Raw genomic sequence first — 19,506 nt, forward strand, 5'->3', positions numbered from 1 at the left:
CTCTACAGACGTAGAGGAGGTCGGCATGGCTTCGCGAAGCGCGGTCGTGGTCGGGGGCGGCATCGGCGGACTGGCCGCGGCGATCGGGTTGCGCCGGGTCGGGTGGGACGTCGCGGTGCTCGAACGGGCACCGCAGTTCACCGCCATCGGCGCGGGAATCTCGTTGTGGCCCAACGCGCAGCGGGCGCTGGCTGAACTGGGCGTCGAGCCGCGAATCTCCGCGCAGCGCGGCGGTGGACTGGTCGACTGGCGCGGGCGTCGGCTGGCCAGCTGGGACGCGGACCTCTTCGTGCGCAGCCACGGACTGCCGCTGGGCGCGATCCACCGGGCGAATCTGATCGAAACGCTGCGGTCCGCGCTGCCCGACGACTGCCTCAAGACCGGGGTCGAAGTGACCAGCGTTGAGCAGAACGGCTTGGTGCACCACGATTCCGGCTCGATCGAGGCGGACCTCATCGTGGCGGCCGACGGAATCAACAGCCCGATCCGGCAGGCGCTTTTCCCGGCCGCGCGCGTGGAGTACAGCGGCGGCGCGGCGTTCCGCGGGATCGCCAAACTGCCGCTCAAGCCCACCTTGAGCACGACGTGGGCGGCCGGAATCGAGATCGGCGTCCTGCCGCTGCTGGACGACGAGGTGTACTGGTGGGTCTCCGAAGCCCGCCCGGCCGGGATCCGGCACGACGACGTGCGCGCTTACCTGAGCGCGAAGTACGGCCGCTGGCACGACCCGATTCCGCAGCTCATCGACGCCACCCCGGAAATCCTGCTGCACGACACGCATCACCTGGCGACGCCGCTGCCCAGCTACACCCGCGGCCGCATCGCGCTCCTCGGGGACGCCGCGCACGCGATGCCGCCGTTTCTCGGGCAAGGCGGCTGCCAGGCGTTGGAGGACGCGGTGGTACTGGCTTCACACGTCCAGGCGTCCACAGTGGACGAAGCGCTCCGCCGTTACGACGCGGAACGACGCCCGCGTACGCAGAAGGTCGCGAAGTCGTCGATCCAGGCCGGTGCCAGCGGGCCGCTCCTCCGGAACCCGGCGGCGGTCGCGCTGCGAGCGACTTTCACCCGGCTGTTGCCCGCAGCGGTCACGACCCGAGTCGGCGCCAGCATCAGCCGCTGGCAACCGCCGAGGCTCACACCAGCCCCGCTTCAAAAGCCGTGATCGCGGCCTGCACCCGGTTCCGCACGTCCAACCGGGTCAGGATCGTGCTCACATGCGCCTTCACCGTGCCCTCCACCACGAACATCCGCGCTGCGATGTCCGCATTGGACAGTCCTTCGGCCAGCAGCACCAGCACCTCCCGCTCGCGGTTCGTCAAGACGTTCACCCGCTCGCGTGCGGTCGCGGCCCGGGTGAACCGGCTGCCGGACAAGCGCGTGATCACCCGATGCGCGACCTTCGGCGACAGAAACGCCGCGCCATCGGCGACCGCGTGCACCCCGGCGAGCAGCTCACGAGGGTCGCCCGCCTTGAGCAGAAACCCGCTCGCGCCAAGGCCTAGCGCGCGTTCGATGTACTCGTCCTCCCCGAACGTCGTCAGCATGAGGACGCCGGTGTCCGGCAGCAGCTTGCGGATCTCCTCGGCCGCGGCGAGCCCGTCGAGACCGGGCATGCGGATGTCGAGCAGCGCGACGTCCGGCCGGTTCGCGCGGGCCAGTTCGACCGCCTCGCGACCGTCCGCGGCCTCGGCCACTACCTCGATTTCCTTGTCCGAGGCCAGGATCGCGGCCACGCCGGCGCGGATCATCGCTTCGTCGTCGGCCAGCAGTACGCGGATCACGGTTCGTCCTCACTGTAAAGATCCTTGCTCGCCACTCGATCGTCCACAAAGCACAGTCGATAGACGGCATAGTTGAAGTTGAGCCAGCTCCGGCCGGCTCCGTAGTACTCGCAGATGCTTCGGTAGGGCTGCGGCGGCACGTTGATCGACGGCAGCGTCGTGCGCTGGCGGCCGGGCAGCATCGGTTCGACGGCCGAGCGTGGCATGCCGAGCTGGATCCGCGCGTACGAATCCGGCGGCAGTTCCGACGACGACCACTGCACCAGGAACGTCACGCCCGCCCCGCCGACGACCACTCCGAACAGCGCCAGCGGCACCACGATCGCCTGCACCAGGCTCGACCGGACGGCGCGACGGGCACGTTCCAGCTCGCGCGCCGCCTGCCCGATCCCGTCGTCGTCCTGCTCCGGCACGGGCGCCGAATCGTGCGGCAGGCTGGCCGCCACCTCGAACCCGCCGTCCGCCGGGCCCGCCGTCAGGCTCCCGCCGACCAGCCGCACCCGCTCGTGCAGGCCGATCAGCCCCCGCTGCCCAGACCGGCCGGGCAGCGGTCCGGCAGGCGGCGGCGCGTTCCGGACCCGGACGTCAGTCGACTCATCAGTGCTGGTCACCACTACCGTGACGGCCGCGCCGGGCGCGTACTTCGCCGCGTTCGTGAGCGCCTCTTGCACCACGCGATAGACCGCCCGCGCGACCATCGGCGGTGCGCCGTCCAGCTTGTCGATCCGCGCGCCGATCTCGATCCCGGACGCCCGCGCGCGGTCGATCAATTCCCCCAGATCGCCCTGCACCGGCTCGATCGGCGCGGCGTCCTCGCGCAGCACGCCGATGATCTCGCGCAGCCGTTCCGTCGCCGTCGCCGCGCCCGCCCGGAGTTGTCCAGCGGCCTCGCGCTGCTCTTCGCCAAGCTCGCTGTCGACCTCCAAAGCCGCCGCGCGCACCGCGATCAGGCTCAGCTCGTGGCCGAGCGAATCGTGCATGTCGCTGGCGATCCGGGCCCGCTCCCGCAGCCGGGCTTCCTGCGCGACCAGCCGGTGCCTGCTCTCCATCTCCTCCGCGCGCCGCCACCCGTCCTGCGCGAGCTCGCGCCGCAGCCGCACGTGCCTGCCGAGCAAACACGGCGCGACCCCGGCGAACGCGAGCGTGCCGAGCACCGCGCCCCACGCGTCGAAGCCCGCCTTCGGCAGGAAAGCCAGCGGGATCCCGGCCACCGCGATGGCGAAGAAGCAGATCATCGCCACACGCGCCCTGGCCAGCCGCAGACCGGCCAGGTACGAGATCACGACGATCAGGAAGAACTCCCACACCGCCACCCGCCCGCCCCAGCCGAACGCGATGACGAGCGCCGTCGACATCGCCACTGCCAGCGCGAACGCCGGGTAGACGCGGGCGGTGGCCATCGCCAAGGTGACCGACACCAGGCCGTAGACGAGTTCCCAGACGTTCGGGTCGAGCGGGCCGTCGAGCATGACGAACCCGCACAACGCGGCCCAGAGCAGCACGTCGAACGTCACGCGCCAGCGGACTCGCGTCGCCTCCTTCATTCCGCTGACGCTACAAGGGCCGCCCGATTCGTCACCACTGCCGAAAGTCAAGGTCGAGATCGTGAGGCATGATGGGTCACCATGGCTGAACGCACCCTGGCCGAACAGCTCGGCTCCCCGCTGCCGGACGGCATCGAATCCCTGCCTGAGCAGCACAAACAGGATTTGTCCTCGGCATTGCGGGACGCCCGGCACCGGCAAGCGCAGGCGCTCGCCCGCGCGGGTGAGGAAAGCCTCAAGTACGTGCCCGCCCTGCTGCGCGGCGCGGTGCGGAAAGCGGTCGGCCTGTGAACCCGGAAATCCTGAAACTCGCGCGGGTGCTGGACGTCGACCCCGCCCGGCTCGGCTACCTCGCCGACGTCGACCAGGGCGAGGTGCGGCTGCTGCGCGAGCAGATGACGACGACGCTGTTCGACGCGAACCTCGTCGTGCTGGAGCGGATGGCGCTGGCGAGCAGGCTGCTCCCGGCCGGGGTGACCGCGAAGATCGCGGAAAAGGTGTTCGGCCCGCTGCTGTGCGCGCGGATCGCCGGGCTGGTCGACGTGTCGCGCGGCGTCGACGTCGCGAAGCGGCTGTCGCCGAAGTTCCTCGCCTCGGTCGCGGCGGAACTGGATCCGCGGCGCGCGACGTCCATCATCACCCGGATCCCGGTAGCTACCGTCGTGGCGGTCGCCGAGGAACTGACCCGCCGCGAAGACTGGATCACGCTGGGCCGATTCGTCGGCCATCTGCCGGACGACACGGTCCGCCGCTGCATCGGCCTGCTGGACGACGCCGGTCTCCTGCACACCGCGTACGTGCTGGACGACCGGAGCCGGATCGACCACGTCCTCGGCCTGCTCGGCGACGACCGCCTGCCCGCACTGGTCCGCACGGCCGCGGCGGACGAGTCGCTGTGGGCACCGGCGCTGGATGTGCTGGCCCACCTGAACGAAGCCCGCCGAGCGACGGTGCGGCCGTTGCTCGACGAGCTTCCGGAAGAACTGCGAACCCGCGCGGAGGCGGCGCTCGCTTAGGCCACGATCAGGTAGATCCCGTACCCGATCACCGCGGCGCAGATCGCGAAACACACCACCGCGCCGGTCAGTTGAACCGTGCCGCTGCCACCGTGCGCCCGCGCCGTCACGCGCTCCGACAACCCGCGCACCCCGTACGCGAACAGCCCGGTCAGCACCACGACCGCCGCCAGCGCCACCACGAAAACGATGCCGAGGGCACCCCAGTTGATCGCCATGTCGTGCTCCCTCAGGCCGCGACCGGGGCGGCCTCGGCGGCCTCCGGCTCGTTGTTGACGGTGGCCGGCGTGACCGGGTTGCGCCGCGACGCGAGCCAGATGCCCAGCGCGAGCAGCACTCCGACACCGCCGACGAGGACCGTTCCCCAGCTGCCGCGCGTGGAGACCGCGGCGGCGATGGCCCCGACGATCGCGGCGGCGGGCAGCGTGAGCGCCCAGGCGATCACCATCTTGCCCGCGACGCCCCAGCGGACCTCGGCGAGTTTCCGGCCGAGCCCGGAGCCGATGATGCCGCCCGAGGTGACGTGCGTGGTGGACAGCGCGAAGCCGAGGTGAGACGAGGCGAGGATGACCGCCGCGGAACTCGTCTCGGCGGCGAACCCTTGCGGCGTCTGGATTTCGGTGAGCTTCTTGCCCATCGTCTGGATGATCCGCCAGCCGCCGAAGTAGGTGCCGAGCGCGATCGCCGCGCCGGAGGCGAGGATGACCCACACCGGCGGGTTCGACCCCGGCGCGAGCGAACCGCCCGCGATCAGCGCGAGCGTGATGACGCCCATCGTCTTCTGCGCGTCGTTGGTGCCGTGCGCGAGCGAGACCAGGCTCGCCGAAAGCACCTGGCCGGTCTTGAAACCCTTGCCGACGACGTCCTGGCGCGCCTTGGCGGTGATCCGGTAGACGAGGAACGTGCCGGCGATCGCGACGACGCCCGCCACCACCGGCGACGCGATCGCCGGGATCAGCACCTTCTCGACGACCTTCGCGAAGTGCACGGCGTCGGCGCCGGACGCGATCCAGGTCGCCCCGATCAGCCCCCCGAACAACGCGTGCGAAGAACTCGACGGCAGCCCGACCAGCCACGTCACGAGATTCCAGACGATGGCCCCGACCAATCCGGCGAAAATCACCACCGGCGTGACCTTGGTGTCGTCGACGATTCCGCCGGAAATGGTTTTCGCGACCTCGATCGAAAGGAACGCGCCGACGAGATTCAGCACCGCCGAGATCGCGACCGCGACCCGGGGCTTCAGCGCACCGGTGGCGATCGAAGTGGCCATCGCGTTGGCCGTGTCGTGGAACCCGTTGGTGAAGTCGAAAGCCAGCGCCGCGACGATCACCACCAGGACGATGAGAGAAAAGTCCATGCCCGCTCTCCAGTTCGGAGTGTCCTGCGGGAGTGACGGTACCGACGCGGGCGGGGTCTCCAGATCCCTCAGCGAGTGGCCAGTAGTTGAACTCTGAATGAACGAGATCTTGCCGGTGCCGCCGGTTTTCCGCCGTTCACCTGCTGGTCCTTTTACAGCGTCACCCGGGCGCTTCCGGACCGCGCGCAGGGTCGGGCGCGGGGGCAGGAACTCTGCCCCCGCGCCCTTCTGAAAATGGCATTAAACGGACGTGTTAGACATTTCCGGCAGAGGGTTCTGCCCTAGATGCCGCGCCCCGTTCGCGGCGGACTCGCGGACCGCGGCGAAACCGTACCGGCGCATTTCCGCCTCGTATTCCCCGATCGCGTCCGGCGTGCCGCTGCTCAACGCGGCGGCGAGCGCGGCCCCGTCGCGCATCGCGGTGTTCGCTCCGGCCCCGGCGGCCGGGCTCATCGCGTGGATCGCGTCGCCGACCAGGCACACCCGCGACGATTCCCACGGCCCGATCGGCACGCTGGTCCGGATCGAAACGAGGAACGGCGAGTCCGGGAGCCAGCTTTCGACCATCCGGCGCACGCGCGGGTTCCAGTCCGCGACGCGGTCGAGCACGAGCTTCTGCATCTCGTCCCCGGACAGCGCGCGGAGTTCGTCGTCGGTCCGCCCGAAGACTTCCTGGCGCGCGCCGAAAGCGCAGGTCATGTACGGCTCGTCGGGGTTGAGGCGAACCTCGGGCGCGAGCCGCGCACACGCGTCGGCGATCGGCTCCGGATAGTCGACCGGCGCGAAGCCGATCATCTGCTTGCGCGGCCCGGAAACGATGCTGAACACGGCGAACATCTCCGGGTCGAACAGCTTCCGGGTCTCCTCGGTGAGCGGGATCTTCGCGTACAGCTGACGCAATCCGGTGTCGACGACCTGTGCGTGCGGGAGATATTGGCGACGCACCGGCGAATTGACCCCGTCCGCGCCGACAAGAACCGCGCCGCGCGCCTGAGTTCCGTCAGCGAAGTGCGCGACCACGCCGTTCTCGTGCTTTTCGTACCGGACGAACTCTTTGCCGAAGCGGACGTTGCCGAGGCCCTCGAACAGAATCTGCCGCAGCGTGAACCGGTTGACGTTGCGCTGGGTCTCGCCGTCGTCCAGCACGAACTCGGTGCGCGGCACCAACTGGCTGTCGTAGATCGTGGTGGCGTTGCGCGGCTGTCCCGAGGTGGCCAGGAACAGCTCGTGCAGGTGCGGCGGCAGGACTTGCCGCAGCGCCTGGTCACCGCGGGAATCGATGTGCAGCCGATAACCCTGCCTGCGCGCGTCCAGCGCGGAATCGCGTTCGTAGACCTCGCACGGGATCCCGGCTTTGCGCAGTCCTTGCGCGAGGCACAGCCCGCCGAGCCCGGCCCCGATCACGAGCACGGTGTCGTTCACGTCATTCGCCATCAGCGAAGTCCCTTCCGTACCAACGTTCTGGTTCGAGAGGGACGCACTGGGCTCGGCCCGCGCAAGCCGGGCGCTCGGAAACAGAGCAAATGGGTCGTCCGGCCTAACCCATACCGGACAATGGTCTTTCGCGCGTCCTGTTCCCTTTCACGTTAGCGCAGCCGCGGACGCCGTCGCCACCTGATCAACGGAGCTTTGCCCCTTTCCGCCACACCGCGTGGGTCAACGGGACCCCGGGCCGATAAGCGAGATGCGTGGTGGACGGCGCGTCGAGTACATGCACATCGGCCCGCGCGCCCGGCCGCAAATACCCGACGTCGTCCCGGCGCAGCGCCCGCGCACCGCCGGCCGTTGCCGACCACACGGCCTCGTCCACGGTCATCCGCATCTGCAGCACGGCCGTCGTCACGCAGAACGCCATCGACGTGGTGTACGAACTGCCCGGGTTCGCGTTGCTCGCCAACGCGACCGTCGCGCCGGCGTCGAGCAGCCGCCGTGCCGGAGCGAGCGATTGCCTCGTGGACAAATCGCACGCGGGCAACGCTGTCGCGACCGTGTTGGACGACGCGAGCGCCTCGACGTCGGCATCGCTCAGGTACGTGCAGTGGTCCACGCTCGCCGCGTCCAGCTCCACCGCCAGCCGCACGCCCGGACCCTCGCCGAGCTGATTGCCGTGCACCCGCAGCCCAAGCCCGCGCTCCGCCGCCGCTTTGAGCACGCGCGCCGACTGTGCCTCGTCGAACGCACCGGTCTCGCAGAACACATCGGCCCAGCGCACGTGCGGTGCGACGGCGTCCAGCATCTCGCCGCAGACCAGGTCCACATAGGATTCCGCGTCGGCACCCGGCGGCACGAGGTGCGCTCCGAGGAAGGTCACCTCGTCCGCGACCTCGCCAGCGATTCGCGCCGACCGAGTCTCGTCAACGACATTGAGGCCGTACCCGGTCTTCGTCTCCAGACAGGTCGTGCCCTGCGCAGCCGCTTCCTCGACATGTCGACGCAGGTTCGCCGCCAGCTGCTCGTCCGAAGCCGCCCGCGTCGCACCGACGGTGACCGCGATTCCGCCTGCCGCATAAGCCTGTCCGGCCATCCGCGCCTCGAACTCGGCGGTGCGGTCGCCCGCGAACACGAGGTGGGTGTGGCTGTCGACCCACCCGGGCAGCACGGCGCGGCCCTCGACGTCAACGCGCTCGTCGGCGTCCGGAGCCTGCGCGGCCGGACCCGCCCACACGACGGTCTCGCCGTCGAGCACCAGCGCGGCGTCGCGAAGCTTGCCCAGCTCCGGGTCGTTCGTGGTGAGCTCGCCGATTCCGGTGATCAGTACTGCCACAGCGCCTCGATCTCCTTGGCCAGTAAGGTTTCCGGTCGTTCGATCAGCATGTGCGCACCGTCGCGCACCACTTCCCGCCCGGCCACCACCACGGTACGGACGTCCGCGGCCGCGGCGGCGAACAGCACGCCGGACGGTTCGATCCCGGCCGTGCGCACCGTGTCCGTCGCGACCGTGACCAGGTCCGCCCCGGCACCGGGCGCGAGCGTGCCGGTCTCCGGCCAACCTGCGGAAATGTGCTCGGTCCCAGCGGAGAGCAGTTCTTCCGCGGTGAACCTGCCGCGTTCCTCGCTGGCGAGCCGATCGTCCAGTTCCAGCGCCCGGGTCTCCTCGAACGCGTCGACCACCGCGTTGCTGTCGCTCCCGATGCCGAGCCGCGCGCCCGCGTCGAGCAGGCTCCGGGCCGGGCCGATGCCGTCCCCGAGGTCCCGCTCGGTGGTCGGGCAGAAGCACGCGCCGCTCCGGGAATCGCCCAGCCACTTGATGTCCTGCTCGGTCAAGTGCGTCGCATGCACCGCGGTGAGCCGCTCGCCGAGCACGCCGTAATCCCAGAGCAACCCGGTCGGCGTCCAGCGGTACGCGGCCTCGCATTGCTCGTTCTCCGCGCGCTGCTCGGACAGGTGGATGTGCAGTGGCCGGTCCTTCGGCACCGCGTTGTCCACCTTCGGCAGCTCGTACTCCGGCACCGCACGCACCGAGTGGATCGCCCCGCCGACACGGAACAGGTCGTCTTCCTTCAACAACGCGACGCGTTCCGCCCATTTCTCGGCGGAACCGTCCGAAAACCGCTGCTGCACCTCGTCCGGCGGCACGCCGATCCCGCCCGCGAGGTAGCAGGTGTCGAGCAGGGTCATCCGGATTCCGGCGTCCCGCGCGGCCTGTCGCAACGCGTCGCCCATCGCGTTAGGCGACGCGTACGGCTTGCCGCCCGGGCCGTGGTGCAGATAGTGGAACTCGGCGACGCTCGTGTACCCCGCCAGCACCATCTCCGCGTAGACGCCCCGAGCGAGCCGGTAGTACGCATCCGGATCGAGCCGGGCGGCGAGCGAGTACATCCGCTCCCGCCACGTCCAGAACGTGCCCCGCTCGTGGTGCGTCCGGCCCCGCAGCGCGCGGTGGAACGCATGCGAATGCCCGTTGGCGAAGCCGGGAAGTGTCAGTCCGTTAAGGACAGTCCCGGTGGTGTCCGTGTCAGCGGTCACCGAAACGATCCGGCCGTCCGCGATCTCGAGCCGGACCGCTTCCGCGATCCCGTCGGGCAGCCAGGCCCGTTCGCACCAGTACGTGGTCATCTCGCGAGCCGCTCCAGCACCTCGGCCAGCGCCCGAGCGCCGGCCTCGACGTCGTCCGCCTCAGCGAATTCCTCCGGCGCGTGGCTGATCCCGGTCGGATTGCGGACGTAGAGCATCCCGGACGGCACGAATCCCGACAGGATCGCCGCGTCATGTCCGGCACCCGTGGGCAACTCGGGCGGAGTGCCCAGCCACTCCCCCAGCGACCGCCGCAGCGACTCGTCGAACACCACGTCGTCGGAGTACGACTCGCGCGTGACCGCCAGCTCGCACCCTTCCGCCTCGGCCGCGGCCCGCGCTGCTTGAGTGATCTCCTCGACCAGCGCAGGAGTCGAAGCACCCGGCACGCGCGCGTCCAGCCACAGGTCCACAGTGGACGCGATCACGTTCGTCCCGCCCGGCGTGGGCACCAGCCGACCCACGGTCGCCCGCGCGTCCGGCGTCTTCCGCGCCAGCCGCCGCACCGCGACCACGGTCTCGGCGGCGGGCAGCATCGGATCGACCCGGTCCGCGAGCAACGTCGCACCCGCGTGGTTTCCCTGCCCGGCAAAGGAGAATCGCCACCGCCCGTGCGCGATCACCGTGTTGCCGACCGCCACCGGCGACCCAAGGTCGATCAGCCCCCTGCCCTGTTCGACGTGCAGTTCCAGGAATCGCCCGATCAGCCCGAGCCGGTCCGGATCCGCGCCGACGCGGTCCACGTCCAGCCCGGACTTCGCCGCGGCCTCGGCGAACGTGACGCCGGACGGATCCCGCAGCGCCCGCGCCCGGTCCGCGTCAATCGTCCCGGTGAGCAGCCGCGAACCGAGACACGGCACGCCGAAACGCCCGCCCTCCTCCTCGGCGAAGACCACCACCGCGAACGGCTTGGCCGGACGGAATTCCTTGGCCTGCAAGGCTTCCACCGCCGCCAGCGCGCTTACGACGCCAAGCGGCCCGTCGAACGCGCCGCCGCCCGGCACCGAGTCCAGGTGGCTGCCGGTGACGACCGCGTCCGCGCCGGGAGCACCCCACCACGCCCACAGGTTGCCGTTGCGATCGGTCTCGACGTCAAGGCCCAGTTGCTGCGCCCGTTCGACGAACCACGTGCGCAGGTCGTGCTCCGGCGCATCGAACGCGTGCCGTGAGTAACCGCCGCGCCGGGCATCGCGCCCGACGTCGGCGATCTCGCCGAGCAGCCCGGATGCGGTCACGCCTGCTCCCTCATCGGCACCCGCACACCGCGCTCGTCGGCGACCTCGGCCGCGCGGTCGTATCCGGCGTCGACGTGCCGGATGACGCCCATGCCCGGGTCGTTCGTGAGCACCCGCTCCAGCTTCTGCGCCGCCAGCGGCGTGCCGTCCGCGACGCTCACCTGCCCGGCGTGGATGGACCGGCCCATGCCGACCCCGCCGCCGTGGTGGATGGACACCCAGCTCGCCCCGGACGAGGTGTTGACCAGTGCGTTGAGCAGCGGCCAGTCGGCGATCGCGTCCGAGCCGTCGGCCATGCCCTCGGTCTCGCGGTACGGCGAGGCGACGCTGCCCGAGTCGAGGTGGTCGCGGCCGATCACGACCGGGGCCTTCAGCTCGCCGCTGGCGACCATCTCGTTGAAGCGAAGGCCGGCCAGGTGCCGTTCGCCGTAGCCGAGCCAGCAGATCCGCGCGGGCAGGCCCTGGAAGGCGACGCGCTCGCCGGCCATCTTGATCCAGCGGGCCAGCGATTCGTTCTCCGGGAACAGCTCGAGCATCGCGCGGTCGGTCGCGGCGATGTCGTCGGGGTCGCCGGACAGCGCGGCCCAGCGGAACGGACCGTTGCCCTCGCAGAACAACGGCCGGATGTAGGCGGGCACGAAGCCGGGGAAGTCGAACGCGCGCTCGCAACCGCCGAGTTTCGCCTCGCCGCGCAGGGAGTTGCCGTAGTCGAAGACCTCGGCGCCGCGGTCGAGGAACCCGAGCATCGCGTCGACGTGGTCAGCCATCGACTCGCGCGCCCGGTCGGTGAACTCGTCCGGTTTCTTCGCCGCGTAGTCCTGCCAGTCGTCCACGCTGATGCCCTTGGGCAGGTAGGACAGCGGATCGTGCGCCGACGTCTGGTCGGTGACGATGTCCACCTCGACGTCGCGGCGCAACAGCTCCGGCAGCACCTCGGCGGCGTTGCCGACCACGCCTACCGACAGCGGACGCCGCTCCTTCTTCGCCGCGGTGACCCGCCGGATCGCGTCGTCCAGGTCGTCGGCCACCTCGTCGAGGTAGCGGTGCTCGACGCGCCGGTGCGCGCGCTGGGCGTCGACCTCGATGCACAACGCCACGCCGTCGTTCATCGTGACCGCGAGCGGCTGCGCGCCGCCCATGCCGCCGAGCCCGGCGGTGACGGTGAGCGTGCCGCGCAGCGTTCCGCCGAACCGCTTCTTCGCGACCGCGGCGAACGTCTCGTACGTGCCCTGCAGAATGCCTTGCGTGCCAATGTAAATCCACGAACCGGCGGTCATCTGCCCGTACATGGTGAGGCCCTGCTGCTCCAGCCGGCGGAACTCCGGCCACGTCGCCCAGTCGCCTACCAGGTTCGAGTTCGCGATCAGCACCCGCGGCGCCCATTCGTGCGTGCGGAACACGCCGACCGGCTTGCCGGACTGGACCAGCAGCGTCTCGTCCTGTTCCAGCGCGGTCAGCTCGCGGGTGATCGCGTCGAAGCTCGCCCAGTTGCGCGCGGCGCGGCCGGTGCCGCCGTAGACGACCAGGTCGTCGGGCCGTTCGGCGACCTCGGGGTCGAGGTTGTTGTGGAACATCCGCAGGGCGGCCTCGGTCTGCCAGTTCTTCGCGGTCAGCGACGTGCCGCGGGCGGCGCGGACGGTACGGGCGGTGCTAGTCATGCTCAGGCCTCCAGTTCGGCCGCGGCCAGGACAGCGCCCGACCGCACGAGTTCTTCGGCGGCCGCGATCTCGGGCGCCAGGTGACGGTCGGGGCCGGGGCCCTCGACCTTGGTGCGCAGCAGGTCCCGGACGCATCCGGTGACCGGCGAGGGCCGCAGCGGCGCGCGGAAGTCGAGCGCGCGGGCCGCGGTGAGCAGTTCGACGGCGAGCACGGTGGTCAGGCCGTCGACCGCCTTGCGCAGCTTGCGCGCGGCGGACCAGCCCATGGACACGTGGTCCTCCTGCATCGCGCTGCTCGGGATCGAGTCGACCGAGGCGGGCACCGCGAGCCGCTTCAGCTCGCTGACCACGGCGGCCTGCGTGTACTGCGCGATCATGTGCCCGGAATCGACGCCAGGGTCGTGCGCGAGGAACGGCGGCAGGCCGTGCGAGCGCGCCTGGTCGAGCATCCGGTCGGTGCGGCGTTCGGCGATGCTCGCCACGTCCGCCACCGGCACCGCGAGGAAGTCGAGCACGTACGCGACCGGCGCGCCGTGGAAGTTGCCGTTCGACTCCACCCGGCCGTCGGCCAGCACCACCGGGTTGTCCACCGCGGACCAGAGTTCCCGCTCGGCAACCAGTTCCGCGTGCGTCAGCGTGTCCCGCGCGGCGCCGTGCACCTGCGGCGCGCACCGCAGCGAGTACGCGTCCTGCACGCGGTTGCAGTCCGGACCGCGGTGGCTTTCCACGATCTTCGACCCCTGCAACGCCGCGAACATCCGCGCCGCGCTGGTCGCCTGGCCGGGATGCGGGCGCAGCGCCTGCAAATCGGCGGCGAACGCGCGGTCGGTGCCCAGCAGCGCCTCGACGCTCATCGCCGCGGTGAGGTCCGCGACGTCCAGCAGCCGGTGCAGGTCGGCGGCGGCGAGCAACAGCATGCCGAGCATGCCGTCGGTGCCGTTGGTGAGCGCGAGGCCCTCCTTCTCGGCCAGCACGAGCGGCGTGATCCCGGCCGCCCGCAGAGCGTCCGCGGCGGGCTTCCGCTCGCCCGCGTGGAACACCTCGCCCTCGCCCATCAACGCGAGCGCGACCGCGGCCAGCGGTGCGAGGTCGCCGGAGCAGCCGAGCGAGCCGTACTCGTGCACGACCGGCGTGATGTCCGCGTTGAGCAGCGCCGCAAGCGTTTGCGCCGTCTGCGGGCGGACGCCGGTGTAGCCGCTGGCCAGCGTGCGCAGGCGCAGCAGCATCAATGCGCGCACCACCTCCGGCTCCACCGCCGGCCCGGCGCCCGCGGCGTGCGACCGGATCAGGCTGCGCTGCAGCGCGGTGCGGCTCTCGACCGGGATGTGGCGCGTGGCGAGCGCGCCGAATCCGGTCGAGACCCCGTAGGTCGGCGACGTGGCGTCGGCGAGGTCTTCGATGTGCTGGCGGGTGGCGGCGAGGTTCTTCTCGACCGTCTCGGCGAGCCCGACGTGCGCGTGCCCGCGGACGATGTCGACGACCTGCGCCGCGGTCATCGGCTTCGAGCTCAGGAGGACTGGTTCCGGCATGCCGCCATTGCACCTCCCGGCGGGCCGCGGCGACAGGGCGGAGTTCGCGGTAGTGTCTGGTATCCAAGACAACACGTGGCGAGAGCCTCGACCACCGGTGCGAAGGGACCCCTCATACTCCGTTCGGGCAGTGCGAGGGGTCCCCTCGCGCCGTTTCCGGAGGAGGCAGAGGAGCCCCCAGTGAGCAGTTCCGACGTTCCCGCCCTGCGCAACGGCCTCTCCGTGCTGCGCCTGCTCGCCGGCCACGCGGGCCCGGTCTCGGCCGCGGCCATCGCGCGCGACCTCGAACTGCCCCGGTCGACGACATATCACCTGCTCAACGAACTGACCGCGGCCGGTTTCGTCACCCATCTGCCCGCCGAACGCCGCTACGGCCTCGGCATCGCCGCCTTCGAACTCGGCTCGGCCTACCTGCGCCACGACCCACTGGAGCGGCTGGCCGGGCCGCTGCTGCGCAAACTGGTCGACCGCATCGGCCACACCGCGCACCTCGGCGTCCTGCACGGCAACGAATCGCTGTACCTGATCAAGGAACGCCCGGCCCGCCCGGAAACCCTGGTCACCGATGTCGGTGTGCGACTGCCCGCGCATCTGACCGCGTCCGGCCGCGCGATGCTCCAGCATCTGCCGGCCGCACACGTCCGCGCCCTGTTCCCGGCCGCCGCGTCATTCGTCTTGCGCACTCCGCGCGGCCCCAATTCGCTGGCCGCGCTACGCCGCACCTTGGCGACCGAACGCCGCCTCGGCTGGTCAGTGGAAGACGGTCACGTGACAGCGGGCTTCGCCTCTGCCGCCGCCCCAGTATTCGACCACGGTTCCAGGCCGATGGCCGCGATCAGCGTGACACTGCGCCACCTTTGCCCGGACGACGGCCCCTGCGAAGAAACCTTCCCCGACTTGGCCGAAGCCGTCGCCGCGACAGCCGCGACACTCACCACGCACATCGGCGGCACCCGCCCAGCGTGACACCCTCCCGTCAATTCCCCCAGAAATAAAACACTAACCCCCAGAACGTCCCCGCGAACGAGCATACCTTAACCGAAGTGTTCAACTGCGCAAGCGCTTCATTCAAGCTACGACAAAACCGACACGACCGCACTGCGGCGCCACCGCACGGCGTCCCCCACTTGCCGTAATACCCGCATTGACCACCGCCAACGGACGATTGACAGTCACTATCCGCTCAGGTATAGCTCTAATGGGCTTAAAGCGAAACTCAAAACATCAGGGGGCTTGAGTGGATTCGCTTCAGTACGTTCCTGCTTGTTTGCTTACCGGCAACCGGTAGGCCACCTTCACTGATCCGGGTGCCGCGGGGGCGGTGCCCGGATCGGCATTGCTCTGCCTTTCGAACATTCCCGCACAGCGATTCGCGCGCAATTCGACTCGCTGCGCTCACCCTTGCCCGCATTCGGGCGAGGGCGGCAACCGACCTTGTGCTGCCGGACAGCACCGCATAGGAGCACTTCATCCATGAAACCGAACTGGGCCTTCAGCCTGGGCGAACTGTTCGATCACCGAAGCAGTTCCGGCAAGCCCATGACATTCCACCTGTCCCGGCCGCTGGACATCGACCGGGAAGACCGCTCGAGCCTCGACCTGCCCGCGATCGCGGCCTTGGTCCGGGATTCCGCGGGCGTGCTGAGTAAAGCGGGCGTGAAACCCGGCGACCGGGTGGTCGTCTACAAAGCCAATCATTTCGACTGCATTCTGCTGGCCGCCGCGATCTCCCGGCTCGGCGCGGTCGCCGTGATGCTGTCCGGTTTGCTGGGAAAGGAAGCCGCACAAAGCCTGATCCGCCGGGTGGAACCGTCAGCGGTCGTCACCGACGCCGAACGCATCGAACGCGCGGAAATCACCCCCGAGGCGTTCCCGGATCTCGCCGGAAAGATCTTCAGCGTCAACGGCGACTCCCCGCACGCGCAGACCTACGCGGACCTCAAAGCGGAACCGCACCTGCACCCCGTCCCCCGCCGGGACGACGAACTCCTCATGCTCACCCACACCTCCGGCACCACCGGCATCCCCAAATTGATCATCTTCCCGCCAGCCACGATCCAAAAACAAATGGCCAGGCTGGAATGCCGCCATTTCCCGCCCCTGACGTTCCGCCGCAACGACGTCGTGGCCATGTTCACGCCCTACGTGCATGCCCGGGCCTTCACCTGGATCTATTCGGTGCTGACGCTGTCCCCGGCCACCGTGCTGGCCATGGACGACAGCTCCCCGGACGTAGTCGACCGCGTTTTCCGCCGCTACCAGCCGACGTTCATGGAAGCCTTGCCGATCGACTATTCGGCCATGGCCCCGCTGATCCGCACCGGCGCGAACAACCCGTTCGCTCGTATCCGCTTGTTCGCCGGAAACTTCGACGCGATCCGCTGGCCGGTCATCCGCCGCTTCCTGAACGCGTCCCGGCACCCGTTCCCGCTCTGGCGCGACGGCTACGGCCAGTCGGAAACCGGCGGCATGGGCATGACCGTGCTCTCGCGCCGCTCCGCGAACCGCCCGCGCGACCACAAACCCGGCCCGCGCGTCGTAGGCCGCCCGATGCCCGGTTTCGTCACCCTCAAGATCGTCGATCCGGACACCTTCGAACCCGTCGACCGCGGCCGCCCCGGCCTGGTTCTGGCCAAAACAAAGGCCCGCTGCGCCGGCTACTACGGCGAACCCGAACGCTGGAAGGAAAAACTGGTGGGCGACTGGTGGAACACCGGCGACATCGGCATCCTCACCCCGACCGGGGCATTGAAGATCGTCGACCGCGAGGTCAACTTCGCGTCCGGCATCGGCTACCTGGAATTCGAAGACACCCTGGTAGACCGCCTGCCGGAAGGATCGGACGTCGCCATCCTCCCCCGTGACAACGACCTGCCCCTCCCCGTCGTCGCCACCCGGGACGGCCGCCTGGACGACATCGACTGGTCCCGGGCCCGCACCGGCCTCCCCGCACTGGCCGACCCCGTCGTCATCGCCGCGACGGACATGCCGAGAACCGCGACCGGCAAAATCGTGCGGGAAGAACTGCGCCGCACCCACCTGGACACCGTCGCCACCCCCGGCACGGGACGCTGGACATGATCAGCAACGGCTTCAGCGTGGAACCCTTGACCACGTCCTGCCGAGAGGTCTGGGAATCCCGCCGCCACGCGGTTTTCGGTGTCAGCCCGGGCAACAGCTACTTCAACGTCGACCGCCTGCGTTCCACTTTGGACTGGCTGCAAACGGAATTCAAGCAAATCGACGTCGTCATCCCCGACAGCGCACTGAAACACACCTTCACCGCCCTGGGCTACGACGAGGCCAAGGCAGCGAAGAAGGCCCGGTCGGAAACCAACGTCCTGCGCAACCGAGTCCTCCGAGCATGGACGGACCTGGGCGGCCCAAGACCAGCCGACGGCCTGCACCGCATGTCCGAACTCTCGGAAAACCTCACCTACACCGAGGTTCTGGAGCACTGCACCCACCTGACCGCGGCGGACCCCACTCTGGCTTCAGCCAGCACAGAAATGACCAAAGAAGTGCTGGCTGCCAAAGGACTGACCGGCGATGCCACGCCCGCGCAAATCGCCGAAGCGAAAAACTACCTCATCGCCGAACTGCCTTTCTTCGTATCTTCCTGCAGAATCTTCGAGGTAGACGCCTCCCTGAACTTCTACCATCAACCCCTCCCCCTGGCGAACGTAATCTTCTCGGACGCCGCAGCCCTGAAACCAGAACCAGGCCAGGGCTACGCCACCATCCGCCCCGCCTGAAACCGGAGATTTCGATGACGGAATCCGTCGACCAGTACGACCAGGTAGCCACTGCTTTCGCCGACGTGGAAGCGATAATCAGCTTCGTCCGGGAAAACTTGGAATGGCCCTCGTTCAAGGATTTGCTAGGCGACCTGCGCGGCCTGCGAGTACTGGACGTAGGCTGCGGCGAAGGCAGCTTCACCCGCCGCATCAAGCAGTTGGGCGCCGCGCAAGTAGTCGGCACCGACCTCTCGCCCGGCATGATCGCGCTGGCCCAGCAGGCGGAAGCGCGAAACCCGCAAGGCATCACCTACGAGGTCCAAGACCTGGCGGCAATGCCGCCCCAAGGCGAGTTCGACGTAGTGACAGCCATCCATGTCCTGCACTACGCGGACACCCGGAAGACCATGCAAACCATGGCGAACACCATGCACGCCAACCTCAAACCGGGCGGCAAGCTGGCAATCCTGAGCGCGAACGCCAACTCCAGCGAAGAATCCGAAACCGCAGCGGGCTTCCGCACCTACCGCCCGGCGAACCCCAAGGAAGGCGACAAGTTCAAGGTAGCCGTCCTGACGACGCCGCCCACGGAAATCGAAGTACACCACTGGCCCACGGAGACGATCGTCGAAGTCCTGGAAACCGCCGGGTTCACGAACGTCTCGTGGGATTTGGTGAAGCCCTCCGAGACTGTCGCCCCAGCTGACCAGGACCGTGCCGCTCGCTGCGCAAAGAACCCGACCAGCCTGACCATCACCGCGACAAAGCCGTAACAGCACGCCCCCAACGCAGCCGGTTCGCGCGTCCAGCACGAACCGGCTGCGTTGCGCATTCTCAGGACAAGCGGCACTCGTAGTAGTCGCGGCCGCCGCAATCACCGCAGTGGTGTTGTCCTCGCAGGACGCCAGGCCCGCTGCGAAACCATGCGCCCCCAATCCGGTTCAGGAGCAACCGGTGTCAACGAAGAGCGCACCAAGCAGCGGCGGGATCGAAGCCACAGAAAAACGGCAACCCCGCCGCCCCCTCTTGCAGAACCCCACCAACCAAACGCACCCACCGCGATGGGGGTCCAGGGGGCTGCGCCCCCTGGCGGGGGTTTGGGGGTCCGACCCCCAAGGGGAATGACGAAGAAGAGCCCTAGCCCACGCGTACAGCGTGGGCAGGGCTCTCCCGCGAATCGAGTGGAGGTGCCGGGAATTGAACCCGGGTCCTCTAGCGCCTCCTCAAGGCTTCTCCGTGCGCAGTCCGCTGTGTCTCTGCTTGGCCCCTTCAGTCACGCGAACAAGCTGAAGTGACGGGCCCAGCCACTGTTTGCTTCCCTACCGGGCCCCGTGGCCGGGACCGGCGGTAAGCCTCCTAGCTGATGCCGGCGACCGGGTCGGAGGCGACCCCGGGCCGACAGACTTGCTCTACTGCGATCAGGCAGCGAGAGCGAAGTCGCGCTGGCTATTGGCCTTGGCGCTTATTAGGTTGCGATGACGCTTGCGGTGGTCTCTCGCCTGCACCGGCACGCTTCCCTTGATTCAACGTCCAGAGTCGAAACCGTTCACCCCCTTGTAGGTGCTTGTAACCTCACCATCATAACCCGCGCGGCAACCCGATAATTCCGGCATGGGGTAGGGCTGGCCC

The 19,506-nt window shown here is 69.2% G+C and carries 17 protein-coding genes and 1 other RNA gene; 7 read left to right on the forward strand and 11 right to left on the reverse strand.

Annotated elements, in window-relative coordinates; all coding sequences use genetic code 11:
• The first annotated feature begins 25 nt into the window (after window positions 1–25).
• Window positions 26–1,165, forward strand: coding sequence for an FAD-dependent monooxygenase (locus tag H4281_RS35920; RefSeq protein ID WP_182895315.1), 1,140 nt, complete (start codon window positions 26–28; stop codon window positions 1,163–1,165).
• Here H4281_RS35920 and H4281_RS35925 read toward each other — a convergent pair.
• Both H4281_RS35925 and H4281_RS35930 read right to left on the reverse strand, forming a co-directional pair.
• Window positions 1,137–1,784 (reverse strand): response regulator, encoded by a 648-nt coding sequence (locus tag H4281_RS35925; protein WP_182895316.1) that lies wholly within the window; start codon window positions 1,782–1,784, stop codon window positions 1,137–1,139. The genes H4281_RS35920 and H4281_RS35925 overlap by 29 nt on opposite strands.
• The gene (locus tag H4281_RS35930) at window positions 1,781–3,328 is read right to left on the reverse strand and encodes a sensor histidine kinase (RefSeq protein ID WP_182895317.1); all 1,548 of its coding nucleotides are present in this window, start codon (window positions 3,326–3,328) and stop codon (window positions 1,781–1,783) included. Before H4281_RS35930 ends, H4281_RS35925 begins: the two co-directional genes overlap by 4 nt.
• Window positions 3,329–3,409: 81 nt before the next feature.
• Between H4281_RS35930 and H4281_RS35935 the strand changes: the two genes are divergently transcribed.
• Both H4281_RS35935 and H4281_RS35940 read left to right on the forward strand, forming a co-directional pair.
• The gene (locus tag H4281_RS35935; RefSeq protein ID WP_182895318.1) at window positions 3,410–3,619 is read left to right on the forward strand and encodes a hypothetical protein; all 210 of its coding nucleotides are present in this window, start codon (window positions 3,410–3,412) and stop codon (window positions 3,617–3,619) included.
• On the forward strand, window positions 3,616–4,344 hold the full coding sequence (locus tag H4281_RS35940; RefSeq protein ID WP_182895319.1) for a hypothetical protein: 729 nt from the start codon (window positions 3,616–3,618) through the stop codon (window positions 4,342–4,344). The genes H4281_RS35935 and H4281_RS35940 overlap by 4 nt, the downstream gene beginning before the upstream one ends.
• Here H4281_RS35940 and H4281_RS35945 read toward each other — a convergent pair.
• The 8 genes from H4281_RS35945 to hutH form a co-directional block, all read right to left on the reverse strand.
• Window positions 4,341–4,562 carry a hypothetical protein gene (locus tag H4281_RS35945; protein WP_182895320.1) on the reverse strand — a complete coding sequence of 74 codons (222 nt, stop codon included), beginning with the start codon at window positions 4,560–4,562 and terminating at the stop codon, window positions 4,341–4,343. The genes H4281_RS35940 and H4281_RS35945 overlap by 4 nt on opposite strands.
• Before the next feature lie 11 nt (window positions 4,563–4,573).
• Window positions 4,574–5,704 (reverse strand): inorganic phosphate transporter, encoded by a 1,131-nt coding sequence (locus H4281_RS35950; RefSeq protein ID WP_182895321.1) that lies wholly within the window; start codon window positions 5,702–5,704, stop codon window positions 4,574–4,576.
• Between the two features lie 240 nt (window positions 5,705–5,944).
• Window positions 5,945–7,138, reverse strand: a complete 1,194-nt coding sequence (locus H4281_RS35955; protein ID WP_182895322.1) for an FAD-dependent oxidoreductase — start codon at window positions 7,136–7,138, stop codon at window positions 5,945–5,947.
• Window positions 7,139–7,322: 184 nt separating this feature from the next.
• Window positions 7,323–8,468: an imidazolonepropionase gene (gene hutI / locus H4281_RS35960; RefSeq protein ID WP_182895323.1), complete on the reverse strand. Its 1,146-nt coding sequence runs from the start codon at window positions 8,466–8,468 to the stop codon at window positions 7,323–7,325.
• A complete protein-coding gene (locus H4281_RS35965; protein WP_182895324.1) occupies window positions 8,456–9,760 on the reverse strand; it encodes a formimidoylglutamate deiminase in 1,305 nt (434 codons plus the stop codon). The genes hutI and H4281_RS35965 overlap by 13 nt, the downstream gene beginning before the upstream one ends.
• Window positions 9,757–10,953, reverse strand: coding sequence for an allantoate amidohydrolase (locus H4281_RS35970; protein ID WP_182895325.1), 1,197 nt, complete (start codon window positions 10,951–10,953; stop codon window positions 9,757–9,759). Before H4281_RS35970 ends, H4281_RS35965 begins: the two co-directional genes overlap by 4 nt.
• Window positions 10,950–12,611, reverse strand: coding sequence for a urocanate hydratase (gene hutU, locus H4281_RS35975; protein ID WP_182895326.1), 1,662 nt, complete (start codon window positions 12,609–12,611; stop codon window positions 10,950–10,952). The genes H4281_RS35970 and hutU overlap by 4 nt, the downstream gene beginning before the upstream one ends.
• 2 nt (window positions 12,612–12,613) lie before the next feature.
• A complete protein-coding gene (gene hutH / locus H4281_RS35980) occupies window positions 12,614–14,140 on the reverse strand; it encodes a histidine ammonia-lyase (RefSeq protein WP_182895327.1) in 1,527 nt (508 codons plus the stop codon).
• 180 nt (window positions 14,141–14,320) lie between these two features.
• Here hutH and H4281_RS35985 point away from each other — a divergent pair, with 180 nt between their 5' ends.
• The 4 genes from H4281_RS35985 (at window position 14,321) to H4281_RS36000 (ending at window position 18,650) form a co-directional block, all read left to right on the forward strand.
• Complete coding sequence (locus tag H4281_RS35985) at window positions 14,321–15,106, forward strand: IclR family transcriptional regulator (RefSeq protein ID WP_182895328.1); 786 nt, start codon at window positions 14,321–14,323, stop codon at window positions 15,104–15,106.
• A 507-nt stretch (window positions 15,107–15,613) separates the two neighbouring features.
• A complete protein-coding gene (locus tag H4281_RS35990) occupies window positions 15,614–17,221 on the forward strand; it encodes a class I adenylate-forming enzyme family protein (protein WP_220508327.1) in 1,608 nt (535 codons plus the stop codon).
• Window positions 17,218–17,895: a tRNA-dependent cyclodipeptide synthase gene (locus H4281_RS35995; RefSeq protein WP_182895329.1), complete on the forward strand. Its 678-nt coding sequence runs from the start codon at window positions 17,218–17,220 to the stop codon at window positions 17,893–17,895. The genes H4281_RS35990 and H4281_RS35995 overlap by 4 nt, the downstream gene beginning before the upstream one ends.
• Before the next feature lie 14 nt (window positions 17,896–17,909).
• Entirely contained in the window at window positions 17,910–18,650 is a 741-nt protein-coding gene (locus H4281_RS36000) for a class I SAM-dependent methyltransferase (RefSeq protein ID WP_182895330.1), read from the forward strand.
• Between the two features lie 406 nt (window positions 18,651–19,056).
• Here H4281_RS36000 and ssrA read toward each other — a convergent pair.
• Window positions 19,057–19,431, reverse strand: a transfer-messenger RNA (tmRNA) gene (gene ssrA / locus H4281_RS36005).
• Window positions 19,432–19,506: the final 75 nt, after the last annotated feature.

It is taken from the genome of Amycolatopsis dendrobii (genome assembly GCF_014145675.1).
Lineage (GTDB): Bacteria > Actinomycetota > Actinomycetes > Mycobacteriales > Pseudonocardiaceae > Amycolatopsis > Amycolatopsis dendrobii.